We start from the raw sequence: 21,910 nt of genomic DNA, 5'->3' as shown, positions 1-21,910 counted from the left end.
TCCTGCGTTATCTAGATTGGCCTTGTGTAACACACACGTCGCCCGGTGCGCCTAATGGCAGAGTGTTGGCGCACCGTGTTATTCTCGCTTAAGCAGTTTGGATACACGGGTTGCAGCGAACCATGCTAAGCGGCCGGAACCAACCAGCAGACGCTTCAGCACACGAATGCACTGGCCCAGCCGATGCCGTGCAGCCCTAAAAACACGACGCCTATCAGCCACAGGCCGTGCATCAATCAAGCACAGCTTGGTAGTCGCCAACGCCACTTTTGCTCCGACCGCCACAGCGACAGCAAGGAAATACAGCCAACGCTGATTCTTGGCTTTGTCATGTTGGCTGACTAGGGCCGACAACTGTTTCAAGGAAGGCTTGGCACCGGCTAGCCAGGGAATGATGCATTCGCTGGCCAAGGCTACGGTGTGGCAGCTGATGTTTTTGTCTACGAGTCCTGGCGGACCATCAGGATTGGCCGAGCAGTAGCCACGGGGGACGTACTCGCAGGTGCTGGAGAGTGGCGATGAGCGCGAGATGACATTAGAAAAGTGCTTCACGGGGCACAACCGTTGGTTGTAGTCGTTGATCTCTGTGCGAATGGCGATCACGTCCTCATCGCTTAGGGTTCTTCTATTCGCGGCGTAGAACCCTTTGGAGTCGTCCGGTGCGTAACCTATGAAGTAGCTGGCTTCACCTTCCTTGATGTGAGTAAAGGTCCACTGGGAATCACTGCTCCACTGGCACGACTTCAGGCTACCCAGGCCATTAACCTTACAGTAATCATCGTAGCGCCTGATCTGGCCCAACAGGAACGCGCTGGCGTCCTGGATGCTCGCTGTCGCCTCCTTCAGCAGTGCGGCGTCTTCATTGGCGCCGTTGTCCGCCACGAAGAACACCGCTGCGACCAATGCCAGCGGAAACCAGAAGTGATCGTATAGCTGTCGGAAGCGTTCGGTGAGGTTGAGGTTGTCATAAACAAGGACCATGACAGCCCATCCGGTGAGGGCGCAAAGCATCAACAGGGGAATCAACCCGACTTCGCTGCCCAGCTTTCCAACGCCATTGATGGTGTAGCGGATGGGCAGGTAATTGATGGTTGGGAAAAGGCCCAAGCAGTTCAACACACCGGGTAGGAACAGGAGCGCGAAGAAGATGAACACGCCTCGCTTCTTGCTCACGGTAAAGGCCGCTGCTGCCAGCAAGGGAATCAGCAGCAATGACAGCATCATCAGATAGCCCAGCGTGATCACCATGGCTTCATCGGGCGACCAGTAAGTTCCGATGATTTGTCCGGCGTCGTTACGCCCGGTGAAGGTCGATGATACGACGCCAAGGCCTTCCAGGATCTGGTGTAGGTTGTAGGCCGCGCCGTGGAGGAACTTTACGTAAGGGTAGAAAAAATCCCCTATTGAAATTGACATCAATCTGAGTCCTTCAATTTTTTTGCCATTCCGTGGTTACGTGGAGGAGAGCGGGAAAAACGGCCAGATTATGGGTGAGTCTATCCGACGCGGCCCAGCGGATATCCGTTGGGCCGATGTCATTTTTGTGATGGAGCGCAAGCACGAGCATCGTCTACGGGCAGGGTACGCTCGGCTGCTTGAGCACAAGCAGCTGCATGTTCTGGATATTCCCGATGACTATCGCTTCATGGATCCTGAGCTGGTGGACATGCTTGAGCTGGCGGTGACGCCGTACCTGTGTATTTGAGCATTTAGGGCAATCTTCACGAGCCGCCCTTTCCTCAATGGCTAGGCGAAACGATCAGGCTCACAGGGAGTTCACCCGCAATCTCCGATAACTCCGTTCGCAATGCCATGGTGTTCTTAACAAGGCCGCGAGGGTCGTAAACGAAGAAAATGATTGCATGGCATTCGGGATGGGCACGATAGCGTGCGATATCCAGGATCAGCTCGTCGGCTAGCGACCTTGCGGTCATACCGTCGCGCGTCATCTTGAGTTCAATAAAGAGCCCATGTTCAGGCAGGAGGAAGTCTGCGCGGGTGCCGCCTGCTGCCATGCTCGGGGACGGCTCTTCAGGCTTTACGTTATCGAACTGCAATCTTAGCAACGCGTTGACCAGAAACTGGACGTCGTATTCATCGTCAAGCTGGATTCCCTTTCGGCCGCGCGGGCGGTGTTCCAAGTCTTTCGCAAAACGGTGAAAACGTAGCAGCATGCGCTCGATGATCTTGTCGGCTCGCTCTTGGGGGGCGGGGAGCACGGGCATATCAAAGGAGAAATGCTCTTGGAGTATCTGTTCCTCAAACCTGCGCTGCGCTTTTGGTGGCCCTTGGAAAATTGCGCAGGCTGCTAGCCCGATCAGAACCAACTCGATGGTCAAAAACAAAACAAGATAGCCTATGGAGACGGTCACTTTGTACTGGCCATCAAGCTTGTATTTGCTGCCTCCTCCCTGCCTGGGCTCGTCTCGTGGCACCAGTTTCAGGTTGAAAGTGACCATCACCCCGCCAATTCGATGTACGCCCTGTAAACCATGCAGCGAATCCAGGTCGATCTCCCCGCGGTTATACAGGTCGAGCAGAGCAAAGACCTCCCGGGTTGCCCGTTGATACTCTTCGCTATTGATCACCTCAAGCACTGCGGGATTGGTAACTCCAGAGTCCTCAAACCATGCGGCTATCCATGAGCAGTAAGTGAGGATGGGCATCAACGTCAGTATGATGAACCCGACCTTGGCGAACATGCGCCAGCGCCGGTTCTCCATCACTAACTCGCCCAGCGTGTCGTTTTCGCGACTTCTAAGAAAAAATGCAGAGATCCATTTCAGCAAAACGTATTTCTCCAAGATGTTCGGTTGCGCCAGGTCCCGCAGGTTTACTGGATATCTTTCAGGTAATCCCTAAGGGCTAGAAGCGGGCCCCGAAGCTCTTCTACCGTTCGGGAAGCGCCGAAGTCAGTCGCTAACCGCCCGAGTTCCCGTCCCAAAGCTGTATTGCTTCCCCCAATTGCCTCCAGCGCCAAGTCCAGGCAGTGCTGCACTTTCGCCTGGATAGTTTGGATGTCTTCTCTGCGCACCAACAACCCAAACACCTCCCGATCACACCCGCCCATCAACGGATCATCCCGCAAAATCGGGCTGTGACCCTCTGTCTCATAGGCCAGCTTCAGCGAGTAAAGAGCGACTGTTTCCAGCAGCAATTCCATGGGGTGAAGTCCTTTGTCAGCGGGTGAGGAGGGGCGGTGGAGCTGGGTCAGCAGGGTGTTGCAAGGCGGAGCATTGGTGGGGGTAGTGAGATCTTTGTGAGCGCTTCGCGCTCAAGCGGAAGCAAGCTCCCTCGCCACAGGGGTTGTGGTGTTCTTGTGGGTGTGGGCACGGTAGACACTTTTTTGCAGACGAAAAAAAAGACCTTGAATTTCAAGGTCTTTCTTTAAGATGGTGCCCCGAGGGAGACTCGAACTCCCACTCCTTTCGAAAACGGATTTTGAATCCGCCGCGTCTACCAATTCCGCCATCAGGGCTCAATGGCGGCGAAGTATAGAGAGGTGCCTACCGTTGGTCAATCACGTTTCATGGTGAATTTTTGATATTTCCGCTAGACTTTCCGGCCCTGCTAGACGAACCCCATCATGCGTGTTGCTGACTTTACCTTCGAACTCCCGGATTCGCTGATCGCTCGCCACCCTCTGGCGGAGCGTCGCGCCAGTCGACTGTTGACCCTGGACGGGGTCAGCGGTGCCATGGCTCACCGTCAATTCACTGATTTGCTTGAGCATTTGCGCCCGGGCGATTTGATGGTGTTCAACAATACCCGGGTGATTCCGGCGCGGTTGTTTGGCCAGAAGGCCTCCGGCGGCAAGCTGGAGATTCTGGTGGAGCGGGTGCTGGACAGTCATCGTGTGCTGGCCCATGTGCGCTCCAGCAAGTCGCCCAAGCCGGGTTCGTCGATTTTGATCGACGGTGGCGGCGAGGCGGTGATGGTGGCGCGGCATGATGCGTTGTTCGAGCTGGAATTTGCCGAAGAGGTGTTGCCGCTGCTCGACCGTGTCGGGCACATGCCGTTGCCTCCTTATATAGATCGCCCGGACGAAGGTTCGGACCGCGAGCGTTATCAGACCGTGTACGCCGAGCGCCTGGGGGCGGTGGCGGCGCCGACGGCGGGGTTGCATTTCGATCAGCCGTTGCTGGAGGCGATTGCCGCCAAGGGCGTGGAGACCGCGTTCGTGACGCTGCACGTGGGCGCTGGTACGTTCCAGCCGGTGCGGGTCGAGCGCATCGAAGACCACCACATGCACAACGAATGGCTGGAAGTGAGTCAGGACGTGGTCGATGCCGTGGCGGCCTGTCGCGCTCGCGGTGGTCGGGTGGTGGCGGTGGGGACCACCAGCGTGCGGTCCCTGGAAAGCGCGGCTCGCGATGGTGTGCTCAAGCCGTTCAGCGGCGACACCGATATCTTTATCTACCCGGGTCGGCCGTTCCATGTGGTCGATGCCTTGGTCACCAACTTTCATTTGCCCGAATCCACGCTGTTGATGCTGGTTTCGGCGTTCGCCGGTTATCCCGAAGCCATGGCCGCCTACAAGGCCGCCGTCGAGCATGGATACCGCTTTTTCAGCTACGGTGATGCGATGTTCATCACCCGTAACCCCGCGCCACGCGGACCCGAGGAAACAGTATGAGTCGCACCTGTCGCATGTCCTTCGAGTTGCTCGCCACCGATGGCAAGGCTCGTCGCGGTCGTCTGACCTTCCCCCGCGGAACCGTGGAAACCCCGGCGTTCATGCCGGTGGGCACCTATGGCACGGTCAAGGGCATGCTGCCACGGGACATCGAGGCGATTGGCGCGGAAATCATCCTCGGCAACACCTTCCACCTGTGGCTGCGCCCGGGCATGGAAGTGATCAAGGCCCACGGCGACCTGCACGATTTCATGCAGTGGAAAGGTCCGATCCTGACCGACTCCGGTGGTTTCCAGGTGTTCAGCTTGGGCGCGATGCGCAAGATCAAGGAGGAGGGCGTGACCTTCGCTTCTCCGGTGGACGGTTCCAAGGTGTTCATGGGCCCGGAAGAGTCGATGCAGGTGCAGCGCGACCTGGGCTCGGACATCGTGATGATCTTCGACGAGTGCACGCCGTACCCGGCCGATGAAGACGTGGCGCGGGTGTCCATGGAGCTGTCGTTGCGCTGGGCCCAGCGTTCCAAGAACGCCCATGGCGAAAACACCGCGGCGTTGTTCGGTATCGTCCAGGGCGGCATGCACCGCGACCTGCGCATGCGCTCGCTGGAAGGCCTGGACAAGATCGGCTTCGACGGCCTGGCGATTGGCGGTCTGTCGGTGGGCGAGCCCAAGCACGAGATGATCAAGGTGCTCGATTACCTGCCAGGGGAAATGCCTGCTGACAAACCTCGTTACCTTATGGGCGTTGGCAAACCGGAAGATCTGGTTGAGGGTGTGCGCCGCGGGGTGGACATGTTCGATTGCGTGATGCCAACCCGTAATGCCCGCAATGGGCATCTGTTCATCGACACGGGCGTGCTGAAGATCCGTAACGCGTTCCATCGCCATGATGATTCGCCGCTGGATCCGACGTGCGATTGCTATACCTGCCAGAACTTCTCCCGCGCTTATCTGCATCATTTGGACAAGTGCGGCGAAATGCTCGGCAGTATGCTCAATACCATCCACAATTTGCGCCATTATCAGGTGCTTATGGCTGGTTTGCGCGAGGCTATCCAACAGGGTACATTGGCCGCCTTTGTCGAGGCCTTCTATGCCAAGCGCGGGTTGCCTGTACCGCCTTTGGACTGAGTTTTCCGATCCCTAGATTCAATACTTGCAACTGGAGTGCTAAATGAGCTTTTTTATCTCTAATGCCATGGCTGACGCGGCTGCACCTGCTGCTGCCGGCCCTATGGGCGGTGGTTTCGAGTGGATTTTCCTGGTCGGCTTCCTGGTCATCTTCTACCTGATGATCTGGCGTCCACAGGCCAAGCGCGCCAAAGAGCAGAAGAACCTGCTGAGCAGCCTGCAAAAGGGCGATGAAGTGGTCACCACCGGCGGTATCGCTGGCAAGATCACCAAAGTGGCCGACGACTTCGTGGTACTGGAAGTGTCCGACACTGTTGAAATGAAGTTCCAGAAGGGCGCTATCGCGGCCACGTTGCCAAAAGGCACACTGAAAGCGATCTAAGTAACAACTTCTATTCAATCGACGGGGCGCGCAAGGCGCCCCGCGTCATAAGCGGGCGGCGTGATGCTGAACAAATACCCTCTGTGGAAATATGTACTGATCCTGGCGGTGCTGGCGGTCGGTCTGATTTATTCCGCTCCCAATCTATACCCGGATGACCCGGCCATTCAGGTCAGTGGCGCAAGCACTGCGCTGCAGGTCACCCAGGCCGATCTGGACCGTGCGAGCGCTGCGCTCAAGGCGTCCAATATCGAGGTCAAGGCTGCGTCCATCGCCGAAAACGGCAAGGGCGGCCTGCTGCGCCTGGTCAAGTCGGAAGACCAGTTGCCAGCCAAGGACGTGGTGCGCAAGGCGTTGGGTGACGATTACGTTGTAGCCCTGAACCTGGCCCAGACCACCCCGCAATGGCTGCGCAAGCTTGGCGCGCACCCGATGAAGCTGGGCCTGGACTTGTCCGGCGGTGTGCACTTCCTGCTGGAAGTGGACATGGACAAAGCCCTCGACGCGCGGATGAAAGTCTACGAAGGCGACGTCAAGAGCCTGCTGCGTAAAGAGCGCCTGCGCTATCGCAGCCTGCCGCAACTCAACGGTGCCATTCAGCTGGGCTTCAGCGATGAAGATACCCGCGAGCAGGCCCGTGCGCTGATCCGCAAGAACTTCAACGATTTCGACATTGTGCCGGCCGACCTCAATGGTCAGGCGGTGCTGCGTCTGGCGATGACCCCGGCCAAGCTGGCGGAAATCCGCGAATACTCCATCAAGCAGAACTTGACCACGGTACGTAACCGCGTCAACGAGCTGGGTGTGGCCGAGCCGATCGTGCAGCGCCAGGGCGCCAACCGCATCGTGGTTGAGCTGCCAGGCGTGCAAGACACCGCTGAAGCCAAGCGTATCCTTGGTAAAACAGCCAACCTGGAATTCCGCCTCGGCGCTGAACCGGGGGCGTCCAAGGCCACCACAGAGAGCTTCGAGTTCCGTGAAGGCGGTCGTCCGGCGGCGCAGATCGAGCGTGGCCTGATCATCACCGGTGACCAGGTAACCGACGCCCAGGCGGGCTTCGACGAGCAGGGTCGTCCGCAGGTGAACATCCGCCTCGACGGCCACGGTGGCGAACTGATGAGCCGCGCCACGCGCAGCAACGTCGGTCGCAGCATGGCGGTGATCTTCATCGAGCAGAAGCCGACCACCACCTACACCAAGCAAGTGGTCGACGGTGTCGAGAAAGACGTCGCGGTGCAGACCTTCAAGGAAGAGAAGAAGATCATCAGCCTGGCGACCATCCAGTCGCCACTGGGCAGCCAGTTCCGCATCACCGGCCTCAACGGCCAGGGTGAATCCTCGGAACTGGCCCTGCTGCTGCGTGCCGGTGGCCTGGCCGCGCCGATGTACTTTGCTGAAGAACGCACCATCGGCCCGAGCCTGGGTGCCGACAACATCACCAAGGGTATCGATGCATCGCTGTGGGGCATGCTGTTCGTCTCGCTGTTCATCATCGCCATCTACCGTTTCTTCGGCATCATCGCCACCGTCGCGCTGGCGGTGAACATGGTGCTGCTGCTGGCCCTGATGTCGCTGCTGGGTGCTACGCTGACCCTGCCGGGTATCGCCGGTATCGTCTTGACCATGGGCATGGCGGTGGACGCCAACGTTCTGATCTTCTCGCGGATACGTGAAGAGATCGCCGCGGGCATGACGATCCAGCGGGCAATCAACGAAGGCTTCGGCCGGGCATTCACCGCGATTCTCGACTCCAACCTGACCACATTGCTGGTCGGCGGGATTCTCTTTGCCATGGGCACCGGCCCGGTCAAGGGCTTCGCAGTGACCATGTCCCTCGGGATCTTTACCTCGATGTTCACAGCCATCATGGTGACCCGCGCAATGGTCAACCTGATCTTTGGCGGTCGTGACTTCAAGAAGTTGTGGATTTAAGGGGCTGCCATGTTACGTACAATCAACTTCATGGGCGTTCGCAACATTGCGTTCGGCGTCACATTGTTCCTTACCGTACTGGCGTTGTTCAGCTGGGCCACCAAGGGATTGAACTACGGCCTGGACTTCACCGGCGGTACGCTCATCGAGCTGACCTACGAGCGTCCGGCCGATGTCACCAAGGTGCGTGAGCAACTGGCGACCTCGGGCTACAGCGATGCCATCGTGCAGAGCTTCGGTGCGACCACCGACCTGCTGGTACGCATGCCGGGTGAAGACCCGCAACTGGGCCACCAGGTAGCGGAAGCCTTGCAGAAGGCCGGCGGCGACAACCCGGCCCAGGTCAAGCGCGTCGAGTTCGTCGGCCCGCAAGTGGGTGAAGAACTGCGCGACCAGGGCGGCCTCGGCATGCTGTTGGCGTTGGGCGGCGTGATGCTCTACCTGGCTTTCCGCTTCCAGTGGAAGTTCGCGGTGGGTGCGATTGCCTCGCTGATCCACGACGTGATCGTGACCGTGGGTATCCTGTCGTTCTTCCAGATCACCTTCGACTTGACGGTGCTGGCGGCGGTGTTGGCGATCATCGGTTACTCCCTCAACGACACTATCGTGGTGTTCGACCGGGTGCGTGAAAACTTCCGTGTGCTGCGCAAGGCATCGTTGGTCGAGAACATCAACATCTCGACCACCCAGACGCTGCTGCGGACCATGGCGACGTCGATCTCTACCTTGCTGGCGATTGCTGCGCTGCTGTTTTTTGGTGGCGACAACCTGTTCGGTTTCTCCATCGCGCTGTTCATCGGTGTGATGGCGGGTACCTACTCGTCGATCTACATCGCCAACGTGGTGCTGATCTGGCTGAACCTGAACTCCGAGGACCTGATTCCTCCTGCGGCCACCGAAACGGAAGTGGACGACCGCCCATAAGGCTCGTCGCTCCGCCCGTCACCGCTGAAAAGGCGCGAGTTGAACTCGCGCCTTTTTTTGTGCTCCAAGGCTGGGAGAAGCGCGGATTAATCCGCTTGTGATGGTCAGGAGGTTCAAGTGAACAAATCGATGCTGGTTGGTGCGGTATTGGGTGCTGTCGGTGTAACAGCCGGTGGCGCGGTCGCCACCTACAGCTTGGTAAAGAGTGGCCCTGAGTATGCGCAAGTACTGGCCGTGGAACCGGTCAAGACCCAAATCAAGACCCCGCGTGAAGTGTGCAAGGACGTCACCGTGACTCGGCAGAAGCCAGTCCAGGACCAGCACCAGATCGCCGGCACCGTGCTGGGCGCCGTAGCCGGTGGCCTGCTGGGTAACCAGATTGGCGGCGGCACCGGCAAGAAAATCGCCACTGTGGCGGGTGCGGCCGGTGGTGGTTATGCCGGTAACAAGATTCAGGAAGGCATGCAGGAGCGCGACACCTACACCACCACCCAGACGCGCTGCAACACGGTCAATGACATCAGCGACAAGGTGGTAGGCTACGACGTTCGCTACATGCTCGACGGCAAAGAAGGCAAAGTCCGCATGGACCGCGACCCGGGCAACCAGATCCCGGTGAGCAAGGAAGGCCAACTGATCCTGGGCCAGAACGAACCAGCCCAGTGATCCAACCGCTATGAAAAAAGCACCCTTCGGGGTGCTTTTTTTGTGCCCCGATTCCCTGACTCACCGCCACCCCCTTGTGGGAGCGAGCTTGCTCGCGATAGCGGTGGGTCAGCTTGTATCAGTGTTGAATGTGCTGCAGCCATCGCGAGCAAGCTCGCTCCCACACTGGATCTTCAGTGGATATAAAACCTGTGCCAACCCAATCCCCCCTGGACTGACCCCAAAAGTCAGGTTGGTGTCCAGCTTTTTGGGGCAGTCCACCCTGTGGGAGCAAAGCTTGCTCGCGATAGCGGTGGGTCAGGTGGCCTCTCTGTTGAGTGTGCCACTGTATCGCGAGCAAGCTTTGCTCCCGCAGTGGTTCGGGTGTGCAAAATCCAGGCATAAAAAAGCACCCCGAAGGGTGCTTTTTCTGTAGCTGTGTCGCTTAGCGTTTCAGCGAAGCCGGCAAATGCGGCTGGATAGCAGTGAGCACAGCCTTGAAGCATTTGGTGTTGCCGGCAACGATGTGGCCTTTTTCAAGGAAGTCGTGGCCGCCGGTGAAGTCGCTCACCAAACCACCCGCTTCCTGGATCAGCAGGGCGCCCGCTGCCATGTCCCACTCGGACAGGCCCGACTCCCAGAATGCATCGAAACGACCGGCAGCCACATAAGCCAGGTCCAGGCTCGCAGCACCGGCGCGGCGGATGCCGGCGGTCTGGCCGACCAGGGCGCGGAACATGCCCAGGTAGTTGTCCAGGTTGTCCATCTGGTCATCACGGAACGGGAAGCCGGTACCCAGCAGGGCGCCGTCCAGGCTGGTGCGGCCGCTGACGCGCAGGCGACGACCGTTCAGCTGGGCACCACGGCCGCGGCTGGCGGTGAATTCTTCCTGGCGAACCGGGTCCAGCACGACAGCGTGTTCCAGGCGGCCACGGTATTTGCAGGCGATGCTGACAGCGAAATGAGGAATGCCGCGCAAGAAGTTGGTGGTGCCGTCCAGTGGATCGATGATCCACAGGTACTCTTCGCCTTCGATGCCAGTACCGGCGTGCATGCCGGTCTCTTCACCGAGGATGGAGTGGTTCGGGTAAGCCTTGCGCAGGGCGTCGACGATCTTTTGCTCGGCGGCGCGATCGACCTCGGACACGTAGTCCTTGGCGTCTTTTTCATCGACCTTGATGGTATCCAGGCGCTCGATGGAGCGGAAGATCAGTTCACTGGCGCTGCGGGCGGCGCGCAGCGCGATATTCAGCATGGGCTGCATGGATGTGTCACCTAAGGTTGTTAAAGAAAGCCGCGCATTCTATCAGAAAGTTTTCTCAGGAGAAGGTTGGTGTTCGCTTTCATAGCTTAACGGTAGGTGCTTCTGTAAGATTTGCTCCCTTTATCGTGTTCGAGAGCGCCCCCCTTGTTGCAGAACATTCGTGTCGTCCTGGTCAATACCAGCCATCCGGGTAACATCGGCGGAGCTGCGCGGGCCATGAAGAACATGGGCCTGTCGCGGCTGGTGCTGGTCGAGCCGCGCTTGTTTCCTCATCACGAAGCCGACGCCCGTGCTTCTGGTGCCGGTGACATCCTGGCCAACGCGCAAGTCGTCGCCACCCTCGAAGATGCCCTGGTGGGTTGCAACCTGGTGCTCGGTACCAGCGCCCGCGACCGGCGTATCCCCTGGCCGCTGCTTGACCCCCGTGAATGCGGCACCAAAGTGGTCGAGGAAGCCGCGCAAGGCTTTGAAATCGCCCTGGTGTTCGGCCGTGAAGACTCCGGCCTGACCAATGACGAGCTACAGCGATGTCACTTTCACGTGCATATCCCTTCCGACCCCGAGTTCAGTTCCTTGAATCTGGGGGCGGCGGTGCAGGTGTTGAGTTATGAAGTGCGCATGGCTTGGCTGGCGGCCGAAGGCAAGCCCAGCAAAGTCGAAAAAACCGAGGTCACGTCGCCGCGCAGTGAGACACTGGCGACCATGGACGAGCTGGAACGATTCTATGAGCACCTGGAGCAGACCCTGGTGGACATCGAGTTCCTCGACCCGGAAAAGCCGCGGCACTTGATGGCGCGCCTGCGTCGGTTGTACGGACGAAGCTCGGTCAGCCGGGCGGAGATGAATATATTGCGCGGCATCCTCACGGAAACCCAGAAGGCGGCCCGTGGCGAGCTGATTAAGCGGAAGAAATAAAATGTTCGAACGTTTGCGTGAAGATATCCAAAGTGTTTTCCATCGTGACCCGGCGGCGCGCAATGCCTTTGAAGTGCTGACCTGCTACCCGGGGATGCACGCCATCTGGATCCATCGCCTGTCCGGCGCCTTGTGGAACATGGGCTGGAAGTGGCTGGCGCGGCTGGTCTCGAACTTCGGCCGCTGGCTGACCGGGATCGAGATCCACCCGGGCGCCAAGGTCGGCCGTCGGTTCTTCATTGACCACGGCATGGGCATCGTCATCGGTGAAACCGCCGAGATCGGCGACGACGTGACCTTGTACCAGGGCGTGACCCTTGGCGGCACCAGCTGGAACAAAGGCAAGCGTCACCCAACCCTGGAAGACGGCGTGGTGGTCGGTGCCGGTGCCAAGGTGCTCGGGCCGTTCACGGTGGGGGCGGGGGCGAAAGTCGGCTCCAACGCCGTGGTGACCAAGGCCGTGCCGCCGGGTGCGACCGTGGTGGGGATTCCGGGGCGGATCATCGTCAAGTCCGATGAGGAGCAGGATGCTCGCCGCAAGGCCATGGCCGAGAAGATCGGCTTCGACGCCTATGGTGTCGGCGAAGACATGCCCGACCCGGTCGCCCGGGCCATCAACCAGTTGCTCGATCACCTGCAGGCCGTCGATGGGCGCCTGGAGGGGATGTGCGGCGCCCTGAAGGACCTGGGCAGTAATTACTGTGCCAAGGACCTGCCTGAACTGCGCGAGGAAGACTTTGCGTGTGTGAAGGATAAGGATGAGAGCCAGGCTAGCTGAAACCCTGCTGGCCTCATCGCGAGCAAGCTCGCTCCCACAGGAGATCTGCGGTGTACACAAATTGTGCATCCACCAAAGCCCCTCCTGTGGGAGCGAGCTTGCTCGCGATAAACGACAACACGGTATCACTGGTCGCCGCCGACCAGCCTTTGCTATCATGCGCGCGCTCTTTCGCGGGTAAACCTGAGTAAAGCACTAGGTCTTATACTTGACTTAAATACTCGGGAATTGCATACTCGCCCCCATTCCGAACTCCGTGGTAATTGTCCATGCGACTGACTACAAAAGGCCGATACGCCGTGACCGCAATGCTCGATCTGGCATTGCATGCGCAGCACGGGCCGGTGTCCCTGGCCGATATCTCCGAGCGCCAGGGCATTTCCCTGTCTTACCTTGAGCAACTGTTCGCCAAGCTGCGCCGCAGCAACCTGGTCTCCAGCGTTCGCGGCCCTGGCGGTGGCTACCAGCTGTCGCGGGACATGCAAGGCATCCAGGTCGCCCAGGTGATCGATGCGGTGAACGAATCGGTCGATGCGACCAAATGCCAGGGCCTAGGCGACTGCCATGGCGGCGATACTTGCCTGACCCACCACTTGTGGTGCGACCTCAGCCTGCAGATTCACGAATTTCTAAGCGGTATCAGCTTGGCTGACCTTGTAACTCGCCGTGAGGTGCAAGAAGTAGCCCAGCGTCAGGACCAGCGCCGTTGCAACAGCAAGGCGCCGCACCTGGACAAGATTGAAGCGTCCGCCGTCGAATGACTGCCGCAGAGCACGCGGAACGCCAGCCAGCCTGATTTAGGAGAAAGTCCATGAAATTGCCGATTTACCTTGATTACTCTGCGACCACCCCGGTTGATCCGCGTGTTGCGCAAAAAATGAGTGAATGCCTGCTGGTCGACGGAAACTTCGGTAACCCGGCGTCCCGTTCCCACGTGTTTGGCTGGAAGGCCGAAGAGTCGGTCGAAAACGCCCGTCGCCAGGTCGCCGACCTGGTCAACGCCGACCCGCGTGAAATCGTCTGGACCTCCGGTGCCACCGAATCCGACAACCTGGCAATCAAGGGTGTCGCGCATTTCTACCACACCAAGGGCAAGCACCTGATCACCTCCAAGATCGAGCACAAGGCTGTCCTGGACACCATGCGCCAACTGGAGCGTGAAGGCTTCGAAGTTACCTACATCGAGCCCGGTGAAGACGGCATCATCACCCCGGCCATGGTCGAAGCCGCCCTGCGCGACGACACCATCCTGGTTTCGATCATGCACGTGAACAACGAAATCGGCACCGTCAACGACATCGCGGCCATCGGCGAACTGACCCGCTCCAAGGGCGTCCTGTTCCACGTCGACGGCGCGCAGTCCACTGGCAAGGTCGACATCGACCTGTCCAAGCTGAAAGTCGACCTGATGTCGTTCTCGGCCCACAAGACCTACGGCCCTAAAGGCATCGGCGCGCTGTATGTCAGCCGCAAGCCGCGTGTTCGCCTCGAAGCGACCATGCATGGCGGCGGTCACGAGCGCGGCATGCGTTCCGGTACCCTGGCGACCCACCAGATCGTCGGCATGGGCGAAGCCTTCCGCGTCGCCAAGGAAGACATGGCGGCCGAGAACGTACGCATCAAGGCCCTGAGCGACCGCTTCTTCAAGCAGGTCGAGCACCTCGAAGAACTCTACGTCAACGGCAGCCTGACCGCCCGCGTACCGCACAACCTGAACCTGAGCTTCAACTACGTTGAAGGCGAGTCGCTGATCATGGCGCTCAAGGATCTGGCCGTGTCGTCCGGTTCGGCGTGCACCTCGGCGTCCCTGGAGCCTTCGTACGTACTGCGCGCCCTGGGCCGCAACGACGAACTGGCCCACAGCTCCATTCGCTTTACCTTCGGCCGTTTCACCACCGAAGAAGAAATCGATTACGCCGCGCAGAAAGTCTGCGAGGCCGTTACCAAGCTGCGCGCTCTGTCGCCGCTGTGGGACATGTACAAAGACGGCGTCGACATTTCGAAAATCGAGTGGGCGGCGCACTGAAGAAGTCGCCACCAGAGCGACTCACTGATGAGGATTGAAGCAAATGGCATATAGCGAAAAGGTCATCGACCACTACGAGAACCCGCGCAACGTCGGCAAGATGGACGCGCAGGATCCTGATGTCGGCACCGGCATGGTCGGCGCTCCGGCGTGCGGCGACGTCATGCGCCTGCAGATCAAGGTCAACGAGCAAGGCATCATCGAAGATGCCAAGTTCAAGACCTACGGCTGCGGTTCGGCCATCGCGTCCAGCTCCCTGGCCACCGAGTGGATGAAGGGCAAGACCCTTGATGAAGCCGAAACCATCAAGAACACCCAGCTGGCCGAAGAACTGGCCCTGCCGCCAGTGAAGATCCACTGCTCGGTACTCGCCGAAGACGCCATCAAGGCCGCCGTTCGCGATTACAAGCAGAAGAAAGGCTTGATCTGATCCGCGTACGGTAAGGAGTTTTCCATGGCTATCCAGATGACAGAAGCGGCAGCTAACCATATCCAGCGCTCACTTGCGGGGCGCGGCAAGGGTGAGGGTATCCGCCTGGGTGTACGCACCACAGGCTGTTCTGGTCTCGCCTATGTACTGGAATTCGTCGACGAAGTGGGCGAAGACGATCAGGTGTTCGAAAGTCATGGTCAGAAAGTGATCATCGACCCGAAAAGCCTGACGTACCTGGACGGCACCGAACTGGATTTCGTCAAGGAAGGGTTGAACGAAGGCTTCAAGTTCAACAACCCCAACGTGCGCGGTGAATGTGGCTGCGGCGAAAGCTTCAACATCTGAGGCGGCTTGTGGGTACTCCTTGTCATTTTGCGTTGTTCCAGATGCAGCCTGCATTCCAGCTGGATCTCGAGCAGTTGTCCGCGCGTTATCTTGAATTGGCCCGTGGCGTCCATCCCGACCGCTTTGCCGATGCCTCCGAGGCGGAGCAACGGCGGGCGCTCGAGCAGTCGGCGAACCTCAACGAGGCTTACCAGACGCTCAAGCACCCGGCCAAGCGCGCGCGTTACCTGCTCGCCATCAGCGGCCATGAGTTGCCGCTGGAGGTCACGGTCCACGATCCCGAGTTTCTTTTGCAGCAGATGCAGTGGCGCGAAGAACTCGAGGACCTGCAGGACAGCGCCGACCTGGCCGGTGTCGCGGTATTCAAGCGGCGCTTGAAAGACGCCCAGCAAACACTGAATGAAAGCTTCGCAGCCTGCTGGAACGATGCCGCGCAACGCGAACAGGCCGAACGCCTGATGCGGCGCATGCAGTTCCTCGACAAGCTCACCTACGAAGTGCGCCAGCTAGAAGAGCGCCTCGACGATTAACCCAGTGCCGCTCCGGTCGCACGCCTGATTACAGATAAGTCCTGATTACGATGGCCCTACTGCAGATCGCCGAACCCGGCCAAAGTCCACAACCGCACCAGCGTCGCCTGGCTGTCGGGATCGACTTGGGTACTACCAATTCCCTGGTCGCTGCCTTGCGCAGCGGTCTTTCCGAGCCACTGGCCGATGAGCAGGGGCAGGTGATCCTGCCGTCCGCCGTGCGTTATCACGCCGACCGCGTCGAAGTGGGCGAGTCGGCCAAGCTGGCCGCCGCCGCCGACCCGCTGAACACCATTGTCTCGGTCAAGCGCTTGATGGGTCGTGGTCTGTCCGACGTCAAGCAATTGGGCGACCAGCTGCCGTACCGCTTCGTCGGCGGCGAATCTCACATGCCGTTCATCGAAACCGTGCAGGGCCCGAAAAGCCCGGTCGAGGTTTCCGCCGACATCCTCAAGGTCCTGCGCCAGCGTGCCGAAGCGGCGTTGGGCGGTGAACTGGTGGGCGCGGTCATCACCGTCCCGGCCTATTTCGACGACGCCCAGCGCCAAGCCACCAAGGACGCCGCCAAGCTGGCCGGCCTTAACGTCCTGCGCCTGCTCAACGAGCCGACTGCCGCTGCCGTGGCGTATGGCCTGGACCAGCATGCCGAAGGCCTGGTCGCGATCTACGACCTGGGCGGCGGTACATTCGATATTTCGATCCTGCGCCTGACCGGCGGTGTTTTCGAAGTCCTGGCCACCGGTGGCGACAGCGCCCTGGGTGGCGATGACTTCGATCACGCCATCGCTGGCTGGATCATCGAGCAAGCCGGCTTGTCCGCCGACCTCGACCCGGGTGCGCAACGCCACCTGCTGCAAACCGCCTGCGCCGCCAAGGAAGCCTTGACCGACGCCACCACCGTTGAAGTCGCTTATGGCGACTGGAAAGCCGCGCTGACCCGCGAGGCCTTCGATGCCCTGATCGAACCCATGGTCGCCCGCAGCCTCAAGGCCTGCCGCCGTGCCGTGCGCGATTCCGGTGTCGAGCTTGAAGATGTGAAAGCCGTGGTCATGGTCGGTGGTTCGACCCGCGTGCCTCGGGTTCGCGAAGCCGTTGCCGAGGCCTTTGGCCGCCAGCCGCTGACCGAAATCGACCCGGACCAGGTGGTCGCCATCGGCGCCGCGATCCAGGCCGATACCCTGGCCGGCAACAAGCGCGACGGCGGCGAACTGCTGTTGCTCGACGTGATTCCGTTGTCCCTGGGGCTGGAAACCATGGGCGGCCTGATGGAGAAGGTGATTCCACGCAACACCACCATCCCGGTTGCCCGCGCCCAGGACTTCACCACCTATAAAGACGGCCAGTCGGCCATGATGGTTCACGTGCTGCAAGGCGAGCGTGAACTGATCAGCGACTGCCGTTCCCTGGCTCGCTTCGAATTACGCGGCATCCCGCCGATGGTGGCCGGTGCGGCGAAGATCCGCGTGACCTTCCAGGTCGATGCCGATGGTTTGCTCAACGTCTCCGCCCGCGAACTGGCTTCGGGCGTGGAGGCGAGCATCCAGGTCAAGCCGTCCTACGGCCTGACCGACGGCGAAATCGCCAAGATGCTCAAGGATTCCTTCCAGCACGCCAGCGACGACAAGGTGGCGCGTGTGCTGCGCGAGCAACAGGTCGACGCCCAGCGCCTGATCGAAGCCGTGCAAGGTGCCTTGGAAGCTGACGGCGATCGCTTGCTCGACGCTGAAGAGCGCATGGTCATCGAGCTGCAGATGCAGGAACTGTCCGAATTGATCAAAGGCACCGATGGTTATGCCATCGAGCAGCAGACCAAGCGTCTGTCGCAAGTCACCGATGCCTTTGCTGCCCGCCGCCTGGACTCGACGGTGAAAGCCGCCCTGGCGGGGCGCAACCTGAATGAAATCGAGGAATAACTGATGCCGCAGATCATTTTTCTGCCACACGCCGAGCATTGCCCGGACGGTATGGTGGTAGAGGCCGAAACCGGCAAGTCCCTGCTTGAAGTGGCCCATGACAACCACATCGAGATCGAGAGCGCCTGCGGCGGCGTTTGTGCCTGCACCACGTGCCATTGCATCATTCGCGAGGGTTTCGACTCGCTGAATGAGGCCGATGAGCTGGAAGAGGACTATCTTGATCGGGCCTGGGGCCTGGAGCCGACGTCGCGCCTGACCTGTCAGGCCAAGGTCGGCACCGAGGACCTGGTGGTCGAAATCCCGAAATATTCGCTTAACCATGCGGCCGAAGCGCCGCACTGATGGTGACACTGTCATGAGCTATGGTTGGAATGATGTTCAACGCATCGCAGAAGAACTGGCCGAAGCCAAGCCGGACGTGGATCCGCTGGCTGTGAATTTTGTCGATTTGCAGCGCTGGATCATGGAGCTACCCGATTTCGACAATACCTCTGGCCGTTGTGGCGAGAAGGTCTTGGAAGCGGTCCAGACGCTCTGGATCGAAGAAATCGACTGATCGACCTGGCAGGTTAGGCAATACCCCTGAACCCGCGTATAATTCGCGGGTTTAATTTTTCGCAAATTACCGTTTCTGGAGTTACACCATGGCTGTTCAACGTACTTTCTCCATCATCAAGCCTGACGCCGTTGCTAAAAACGTGATCGGCAAGATCGTTACCCGCTTCGAAGACGCTGGCCTGCGCGTTGTAGCTTCGAAAATGAAGCAACTGTCCAAAGCCGAAGCCGAAGGCTTCTACGCTGAGCACAGCGAGCGCGGTTTCTTCGGTGAGCTGGTTGCCTTCATGACTTCCGGTCCGGTTGTCGTTCAGGTGCTGGAAGGCGAAAACGCCATCGCTCGCAACCGTGAGCTGATGGGCGCCACCAACCCTAAAGAAGCTGCTGCCGGCACCATCCGTGCTGACTTCGCCGAGTCCATCGACGCCAACGCCGTCCACGGTTCGGACTCCGAAGCCGCTGCCGCTCGCGAAATCGCTTACTTTTTCTCCGCTACTGAAGTAACCACTCGCTAAGCCCAGGCTTTTGAGTGAAGGTGAATCCATGACTACATCGAACGGCAAAACCAACCTGTTGGGCCTGACCCAGCCGGAAATGGAGAAATTCTTCGACTCGATCGGGGAGAAGCGTTTCCGTGCCGGCCAGGTGATGAAATGGATTCACCACTTTGGCGTCGACGACTTCGACGCCATGACGAATGTCGGCAAGGCCCTGCGTGAAAAGCTCAAGGCTGTTGCCGAGATTCGCGGCCCCGAAGTGGTCAGCCAGGACATTTCCAGCGACGGCACCCGCAAGTGGGTGGTGCGCGTGGCGTCCGGCAGCTGCGTCGAGACCGTCTACATTCCCCAGGGCAAGCGCGGCACCTTGTGCGTTTCGTCCCAGGCAGGCTGTGCCCTGGATTGCAGTTTCTGCTCCACCGGCAAGCAAGGCTTCAATAGCAACCTCACCGCCGCCGAAGTGATCGGCCAGGTGTGGATTGCCAACAAATCCTTTGGCAGCGTCCCGGCGACCGTCGACCGTGCCATCACCAACGTGGTGATGATGGGCATGGGTGAGCCGCTGCTGAACTTCGACAACGTCGTTTCCGCCATGCACCTGATGATGGACGACCTGGGCTACGGCATCTCCAAGCGCCGCGTGACCCTGTCCACCTCTGGCGTGGTGCCGATGATCGATGAGCTGGCCAAGCACATCGACGTCTCCCTGGCGTTGTCGCTGCACGCACCCAATGACGCATTGCGTAACCAATTGGTGCCGATCAACAAGAAGTATCCGCTTAAGATGCTGCTCGAGTCGTGCCAGCGCTACATGTCGTCCCTGGGCGAAAAACGCGTGCTGACCATCGAGTACACGCTGCTCAAGGATGTGAACGACAAGGTCGAGCACGCGGTCGAGATGATCGAGTTGCTCAAGAACATCCCGTGCAAGATCAACCTGATCCCGTTCAACCCGTTCCCGCATTCCGGTTACGAGCGTCCGAGCAACAACGCGATTCGTCGCTTCCAGGATCAGCTTCACCACGCTGGCTTCAACGTCACCGTGCGCACCACCCGCGGCGAAGACATCGACGCCGCTTGTGGCCAATTGGTAGGACAGGTGCTGGATCGCACCCGTCGCAGCGAACGCTACATTGCCGTGCGTGAGTTGAACGCCGCGGATGATGCGGTGCAAAACGCTGCGAACAGTCACTAAGAGAGGAACTCTATGTCCCTGCGCTTCGCGCTCGTTTTGCTGTTGGCCGGCCTTTGTTCCGGTTGTGTCCTGTCGGGTGACTACAACCCGATGAAGACCAGCAAAGGGCGTGACGAGGCACGTGTGGCCTATGTGCAACTGGGCATCGGCTACCTGCAGCAGGGCATGACCGAACGGGCCAAGGTGCCGCTCAAGAAGGCCCTGGAGCTGGACGATTCCGACCCGGATGCCAACGCGGCTCTGGCCCTGGTATTCCAGGCCGAGATGGAGTCGGAACTGGCCGACCAGCATTTTCGCAAGGCGTTGGCCGGCCGGCCCCAGGATGCACGGATCCTGAACAACTACGGCAGCTTTCTTTTCGAGCAGAAACGCTACAAGGAAGCCTACGAGCGCTTCGAGCAGGCTGCCGCCGATACCCTTTACCCTGAGCGTTCGCGGGTTTTCGAGAACCTCGGCATGACGGCCGCGCAGTTGGGCCAGCGTGACCTGGCCCGCCAGCAGCTCGAAAAGGCGCTGCGGCTCAACCGCCAGCAACCGCGGGCGCTGCTGGAAATGGCTGAGTTGTCTTACGAAGACAGGCATTATGTGCCCGCCCGTGACTACTACGAGCGTTTTAGCCTGCTGAGCGAGCAAAATGCACGTAGTCTATTGCTCGGCGTTCGGCTGGCACATGTGTTTGAAGATCGCGACAAAGCTGCGAGTTACGGCTTGCAACTCAAAAGACTCTATCCCGGTACGCCGGAATATCAGCAATACCTGTCGGAGCAATGATGAAAGCGGCGCATCCCGAAGTTGTAGCAGCGACTCGCGTAAATCCCGGTGAGACCCTGCGTCAAGCCCGCGAAAGCAATGGTTGGTCGCTGGCCGAAGTGGCCCTCAAGCTCAATCTTACCGTGGCTTCCCTCGGCAATCTGGAAGCGGGCGCGTTCGACAAGCTGCCCGGGCACACCTTCGCCCGGGGCTACATCCGCGCCTATGCCAAGTTGCTCGGCATGGACCAGACCGTGCTGGTCCAGCAATTCGATCAATACACCGGTTCCGATGCCCAGGGCAGCAACGTGCACAGCCTGGGGCGCATCGAGGAACCGGTTCGCGTTTCCCATACCATTTTGCGAATTGTCAGCCTGTTGCTGCTGATCGCGGTGATCGGTGGCGGTTTTGTCTGGTGGCAGGACCAGGCGTCCTTGCGCAACAAGGAGCCCGTCGCCATGAACCCCGAGCACGTCGAGGTCGAGGGCGCTGACGGCACCACCCAGATCCATCCGCTGGACGAGCCGGAAGACCAGGCTGTCATCGAAGGCCAGACCGAAGGCGAAACCGCCCTGGCGTTGCCACAAAGCCAGGACGACGCCGATGCCCAGGCCGGTGCCGAGCCGGCTGTTCCAGCACCGACCACGCCGACTGCACCGGCTGCCCCGAACACCGGCAGCGCACCGATTGCCACGGCCCCGGCCGCGCCGAGTACGCCAGCACCGACCGCGGCTGCGCCTGCGACCCACGCCGCGCCTACCGCTCCAGTCGCCCCGGCAGCTCCAGCGGCCCCGACCCCGGCGCCAGTCGCGGGTGAAGGCCAGGTGCAGATCCAGTTTGTCGCCGACTGCTGGACGCAGATCACCGACGGCAACGGCAAGGTGCTGTTCAGTGGCCTCAAGCGCAAGGGCGACAGCACTGCCGTCAATGGCAAGCCGCCGTTTGCCGTACGCCTGGGTTATGCCCGTGGCGCACAGGTCAGCTATAACGGCCAGCCGGTCGACATCGCTCCGTTCACCAGTGGCGAGACCGCTCGCCTGAAGTTGGGTCAATAAGT

At 59.9% G+C, this 21,910-nt stretch carries 24 protein-coding genes, 1 tRNA gene and 1 pseudogene; 21 read left to right on the top strand and 5 right to left on the bottom strand.

The window, feature by feature from the left end; all coding sequences use genetic code 11:
• Positions 1-78: 78 nt before the first annotated feature.
• Positions 79-1,416, bottom strand: coding sequence for a hypothetical protein (locus tag J4E53_RS01290; RefSeq protein ID WP_103309416.1), 1,338 nt, complete (start codon positions 1,414-1,416; stop codon positions 79-81).
• 91 nt (positions 1,417-1,507) lie between these two features.
• On the opposite strand from J4E53_RS01290, the pseudogene J4E53_RS01285 reads away from it, so the two are divergent.
• Positions 1,508-1,705: pseudogene (locus J4E53_RS01285) on the top strand (phosphotyrosine protein phosphatase); the annotation flags it as partial.
• Positions 1,706-1,739: 34 nt separating this feature from the next.
• Here J4E53_RS01285 and J4E53_RS30665 read toward each other — a convergent pair.
• The 3 genes from J4E53_RS30665 to J4E53_RS01270 all read right to left on the bottom strand — a co-directional run bounded on the left by J4E53_RS30665 (position 1,740) and on the right by J4E53_RS01270 (position 3,478).
• Entirely contained in the window at positions 1,740-2,789 is a 1,050-nt protein-coding gene (locus J4E53_RS30665; RefSeq protein ID WP_103309418.1) for a hypothetical protein, read from the bottom strand.
• A gap of 44 nt (positions 2,790-2,833) precedes the next feature.
• Entirely contained in the window at positions 2,834-3,163 is a 330-nt protein-coding gene (locus tag J4E53_RS01275) for a hypothetical protein (RefSeq protein ID WP_103309419.1), read from the bottom strand.
• Positions 3,164-3,393: 230 nt separating this feature from the next.
• Positions 3,394-3,478: transfer RNA gene (locus J4E53_RS01270), tRNA-Leu, on the bottom strand.
• Between the two features lie 108 nt (positions 3,479-3,586).
• Between J4E53_RS01270 and queA the strand changes: the two genes are divergently transcribed.
• The 6 genes from queA to J4E53_RS01240 all read left to right on the top strand — a co-directional run bounded on the left by queA (position 3,587) and on the right by J4E53_RS01240 (position 9,670).
• Positions 3,587-4,636 carry a tRNA preQ1(34) S-adenosylmethionine ribosyltransferase-isomerase QueA gene (queA, locus tag J4E53_RS01265; RefSeq protein WP_028237240.1) on the top strand — a complete coding sequence of 350 codons (1,050 nt, stop codon included), beginning with the start codon at positions 3,587-3,589 and terminating at the stop codon, positions 4,634-4,636.
• A gap of 14 nt (positions 4,637-4,650) precedes the next feature.
• Positions 4,651-5,766, top strand: a complete 1,116-nt coding sequence (gene tgt / locus J4E53_RS01260) for a tRNA guanosine(34) transglycosylase Tgt (protein ID WP_161951757.1) — start codon at positions 4,651-4,653, stop codon at positions 5,764-5,766.
• A gap of 43 nt (positions 5,767-5,809) precedes the next feature.
• Positions 5,810-6,148, top strand: coding sequence for a preprotein translocase subunit YajC (gene yajC / locus J4E53_RS01255; protein WP_007916913.1), 339 nt, complete (start codon positions 5,810-5,812; stop codon positions 6,146-6,148).
• A 63-nt stretch (positions 6,149-6,211) separates the two neighbouring features.
• The gene (gene secD, locus J4E53_RS01250) at positions 6,212-8,080 is read left to right on the top strand and encodes a protein translocase subunit SecD (RefSeq protein WP_103309421.1); all 1,869 of its coding nucleotides are present in this window, start codon (positions 6,212-6,214) and stop codon (positions 8,078-8,080) included.
• A gap of 9 nt (positions 8,081-8,089) precedes the next feature.
• Complete coding sequence (gene secF / locus J4E53_RS01245) at positions 8,090-9,004, top strand: protein translocase subunit SecF (protein ID WP_060739096.1); 915 nt, start codon at positions 8,090-8,092, stop codon at positions 9,002-9,004.
• A 117-nt stretch (positions 9,005-9,121) separates the two neighbouring features.
• Positions 9,122-9,670 (top strand): glycine zipper 2TM domain-containing protein, encoded by a 549-nt coding sequence (locus J4E53_RS01240; protein WP_014336691.1) that lies wholly within the window; start codon positions 9,122-9,124, stop codon positions 9,668-9,670.
• Between the two features lie 424 nt (positions 9,671-10,094).
• On the opposite strand, the gene suhB is transcribed toward J4E53_RS01240, so the two are convergent.
• Positions 10,095-10,913, bottom strand: coding sequence for an inositol-phosphate phosphatase (suhB, locus tag J4E53_RS01235; protein WP_003185165.1), 819 nt, complete (start codon positions 10,911-10,913; stop codon positions 10,095-10,097).
• Between the two features lie 144 nt (positions 10,914-11,057).
• Between suhB and trmJ the strand changes: the two genes are divergently transcribed.
• From trmJ to J4E53_RS01165, 14 genes are all read left to right on the top strand, one after another.
• Positions 11,058-11,828 (top strand): tRNA (cytosine(32)/uridine(32)-2'-O)-methyltransferase TrmJ, encoded by a 771-nt coding sequence (gene trmJ, locus J4E53_RS01230; protein ID WP_038856918.1) that lies wholly within the window; start codon positions 11,058-11,060, stop codon positions 11,826-11,828.
• Between the two features lies 1 nt (position 11,829).
• A complete protein-coding gene (cysE, locus tag J4E53_RS01225) occupies positions 11,830-12,606 on the top strand; it encodes a serine O-acetyltransferase (RefSeq protein ID WP_092165673.1) in 777 nt (258 codons plus the stop codon).
• Between the two features lie 269 nt (positions 12,607-12,875).
• Positions 12,876-13,367 (top strand): Fe-S cluster assembly transcriptional regulator IscR, encoded by a 492-nt coding sequence (iscR, locus tag J4E53_RS01220; protein ID WP_003185160.1) that lies wholly within the window; start codon positions 12,876-12,878, stop codon positions 13,365-13,367.
• Between the two features lie 50 nt (positions 13,368-13,417).
• The gene (locus J4E53_RS01215; RefSeq protein WP_060739094.1) at positions 13,418-14,632 is read left to right on the top strand and encodes an IscS subfamily cysteine desulfurase; all 1,215 of its coding nucleotides are present in this window, start codon (positions 13,418-13,420) and stop codon (positions 14,630-14,632) included.
• A gap of 43 nt (positions 14,633-14,675) precedes the next feature.
• Complete coding sequence (gene iscU, locus J4E53_RS01210; RefSeq protein WP_003185157.1) at positions 14,676-15,062, top strand: Fe-S cluster assembly scaffold IscU; 387 nt, start codon at positions 14,676-14,678, stop codon at positions 15,060-15,062.
• A gap of 24 nt (positions 15,063-15,086) precedes the next feature.
• Positions 15,087-15,410 carry an iron-sulfur cluster assembly protein IscA gene (iscA, locus tag J4E53_RS01205; protein WP_003185155.1) on the top strand — a complete coding sequence of 108 codons (324 nt, stop codon included), beginning with the start codon at positions 15,087-15,089 and terminating at the stop codon, positions 15,408-15,410.
• 8 nt (positions 15,411-15,418) lie between these two features.
• Positions 15,419-15,940 (top strand): co-chaperone HscB, encoded by a 522-nt coding sequence (hscB, locus tag J4E53_RS01200; protein ID WP_060739093.1) that lies wholly within the window; start codon positions 15,419-15,421, stop codon positions 15,938-15,940.
• Between the two features lie 50 nt (positions 15,941-15,990).
• Positions 15,991-17,853 (top strand): Fe-S protein assembly chaperone HscA, encoded by a 1,863-nt coding sequence (gene hscA, locus J4E53_RS01195; protein ID WP_103309423.1) that lies wholly within the window; start codon positions 15,991-15,993, stop codon positions 17,851-17,853.
• 3 nt (positions 17,854-17,856) lie between these two features.
• Positions 17,857-18,198, top strand: coding sequence for an ISC system 2Fe-2S type ferredoxin (gene fdx, locus J4E53_RS01190; RefSeq protein WP_042727996.1), 342 nt, complete (start codon positions 17,857-17,859; stop codon positions 18,196-18,198).
• Positions 18,199-18,211: 13 nt separating this feature from the next.
• Positions 18,212-18,412 carry a Fe-S cluster assembly protein IscX gene (gene iscX / locus J4E53_RS01185; RefSeq protein ID WP_060739091.1) on the top strand — a complete coding sequence of 67 codons (201 nt, stop codon included), beginning with the start codon at positions 18,212-18,214 and terminating at the stop codon, positions 18,410-18,412.
• 88 nt (positions 18,413-18,500) lie between these two features.
• Positions 18,501-18,926: a nucleoside-diphosphate kinase gene (ndk, locus tag J4E53_RS01180; protein WP_042727994.1), complete on the top strand. Its 426-nt coding sequence runs from the start codon at positions 18,501-18,503 to the stop codon at positions 18,924-18,926.
• Positions 18,927-18,954: 28 nt separating this feature from the next.
• Complete coding sequence (rlmN, locus tag J4E53_RS01175; protein WP_053118626.1) at positions 18,955-20,103, top strand: 23S rRNA (adenine(2503)-C(2))-methyltransferase RlmN; 1,149 nt, start codon at positions 18,955-18,957, stop codon at positions 20,101-20,103.
• 12 nt (positions 20,104-20,115) lie between these two features.
• On the top strand, positions 20,116-20,874 hold the full coding sequence (gene pilW / locus J4E53_RS01170; RefSeq protein WP_060739090.1) for a type IV pilus biogenesis/stability protein PilW: 759 nt from the start codon (positions 20,116-20,118) through the stop codon (positions 20,872-20,874).
• On the top strand, positions 20,874-21,908 hold the full coding sequence (locus tag J4E53_RS01165; RefSeq protein ID WP_103309424.1) for a RodZ family helix-turn-helix domain-containing protein: 1,035 nt from the start codon (positions 20,874-20,876) through the stop codon (positions 21,906-21,908). The genes pilW and J4E53_RS01165 overlap by 1 nt, the downstream gene beginning before the upstream one ends.
• Positions 21,909-21,910: the final 2 nt, after the last annotated feature.

This window comes from Pseudomonas sp. FW305-28 (genome assembly GCF_017351395.1).
Taxonomy (GTDB): domain Bacteria; phylum Pseudomonadota; class Gammaproteobacteria; order Pseudomonadales; family Pseudomonadaceae; genus Aquipseudomonas; species Aquipseudomonas fluorescens_AA.
This window is presented reverse-complemented; position numbering and strand designations above follow the sequence as displayed.

What these genes read in the sequence shown, in the direction of transcription:
- J4E53_RS01290 (WP_103309416.1), bottom strand. Translation starts at nt 1,416, where the DNA reads ATGTCAATTTCAATAGGGGATTTTTTCTACCCTTACGTAAAGTTCCTC.
- J4E53_RS01275 (WP_103309419.1), bottom strand. Translation starts at nt 3,163, where the DNA reads ATGGAATTGCTGCTGGAAACAGTCGCTCTTTACTCGCTGAAGCTGGCC.
- queA (WP_028237240.1), top strand. Translation starts at nt 3,587, where the DNA reads ATGCGTGTTGCTGACTTTACCTTCGAACTCCCGGATTCGCTGATCGCT.
- tgt (WP_161951757.1), top strand. Translation starts at nt 4,651, where the DNA reads ATGTCCTTCGAGTTGCTCGCCACCGATGGCAAGGCTCGTCGCGGTCGT.
- yajC (WP_007916913.1), top strand. Translation starts at nt 5,810, where the DNA reads ATGAGCTTTTTTATCTCTAATGCCATGGCTGACGCGGCTGCACCTGCT.
- secD (WP_103309421.1), top strand. Translation starts at nt 6,212, where the DNA reads ATGCTGAACAAATACCCTCTGTGGAAATATGTACTGATCCTGGCGGTG.
- secF (WP_060739096.1), top strand. Translation starts at nt 8,090, where the DNA reads ATGTTACGTACAATCAACTTCATGGGCGTTCGCAACATTGCGTTCGGC.
- suhB (WP_003185165.1), bottom strand. Translation starts at nt 10,913, where the DNA reads ATGCAGCCCATGCTGAATATCGCGCTGCGCGCCGCCCGCAGCGCCAGT.
- cysE (WP_092165673.1), top strand. Translation starts at nt 11,830, where the DNA reads ATGTTCGAACGTTTGCGTGAAGATATCCAAAGTGTTTTCCATCGTGAC.
- iscR (WP_003185160.1), top strand. Translation starts at nt 12,876, where the DNA reads ATGCGACTGACTACAAAAGGCCGATACGCCGTGACCGCAATGCTCGAT.
- J4E53_RS01215 (WP_060739094.1), top strand. Translation starts at nt 13,418, where the DNA reads ATGAAATTGCCGATTTACCTTGATTACTCTGCGACCACCCCGGTTGAT.
- iscU (WP_003185157.1), top strand. Translation starts at nt 14,676, where the DNA reads ATGGCATATAGCGAAAAGGTCATCGACCACTACGAGAACCCGCGCAAC.
- iscA (WP_003185155.1), top strand. Translation starts at nt 15,087, where the DNA reads ATGGCTATCCAGATGACAGAAGCGGCAGCTAACCATATCCAGCGCTCA.
- hscA (WP_103309423.1), top strand. Translation starts at nt 15,991, where the DNA reads ATGGCCCTACTGCAGATCGCCGAACCCGGCCAAAGTCCACAACCGCAC.
- fdx (WP_042727996.1), top strand. Translation starts at nt 17,857, where the DNA reads ATGCCGCAGATCATTTTTCTGCCACACGCCGAGCATTGCCCGGACGGT.
- iscX (WP_060739091.1), top strand. Translation starts at nt 18,212, where the DNA reads ATGAGCTATGGTTGGAATGATGTTCAACGCATCGCAGAAGAACTGGCC.
- ndk (WP_042727994.1), top strand. Translation starts at nt 18,501, where the DNA reads ATGGCTGTTCAACGTACTTTCTCCATCATCAAGCCTGACGCCGTTGCT.
- rlmN (WP_053118626.1), top strand. Translation starts at nt 18,955, where the DNA reads ATGACTACATCGAACGGCAAAACCAACCTGTTGGGCCTGACCCAGCCG.
- pilW (WP_060739090.1), top strand. Translation starts at nt 20,116, where the DNA reads ATGTCCCTGCGCTTCGCGCTCGTTTTGCTGTTGGCCGGCCTTTGTTCC.
- J4E53_RS01165 (WP_103309424.1), top strand. Translation starts at nt 20,874, where the DNA reads ATGAAAGCGGCGCATCCCGAAGTTGTAGCAGCGACTCGCGTAAATCCC.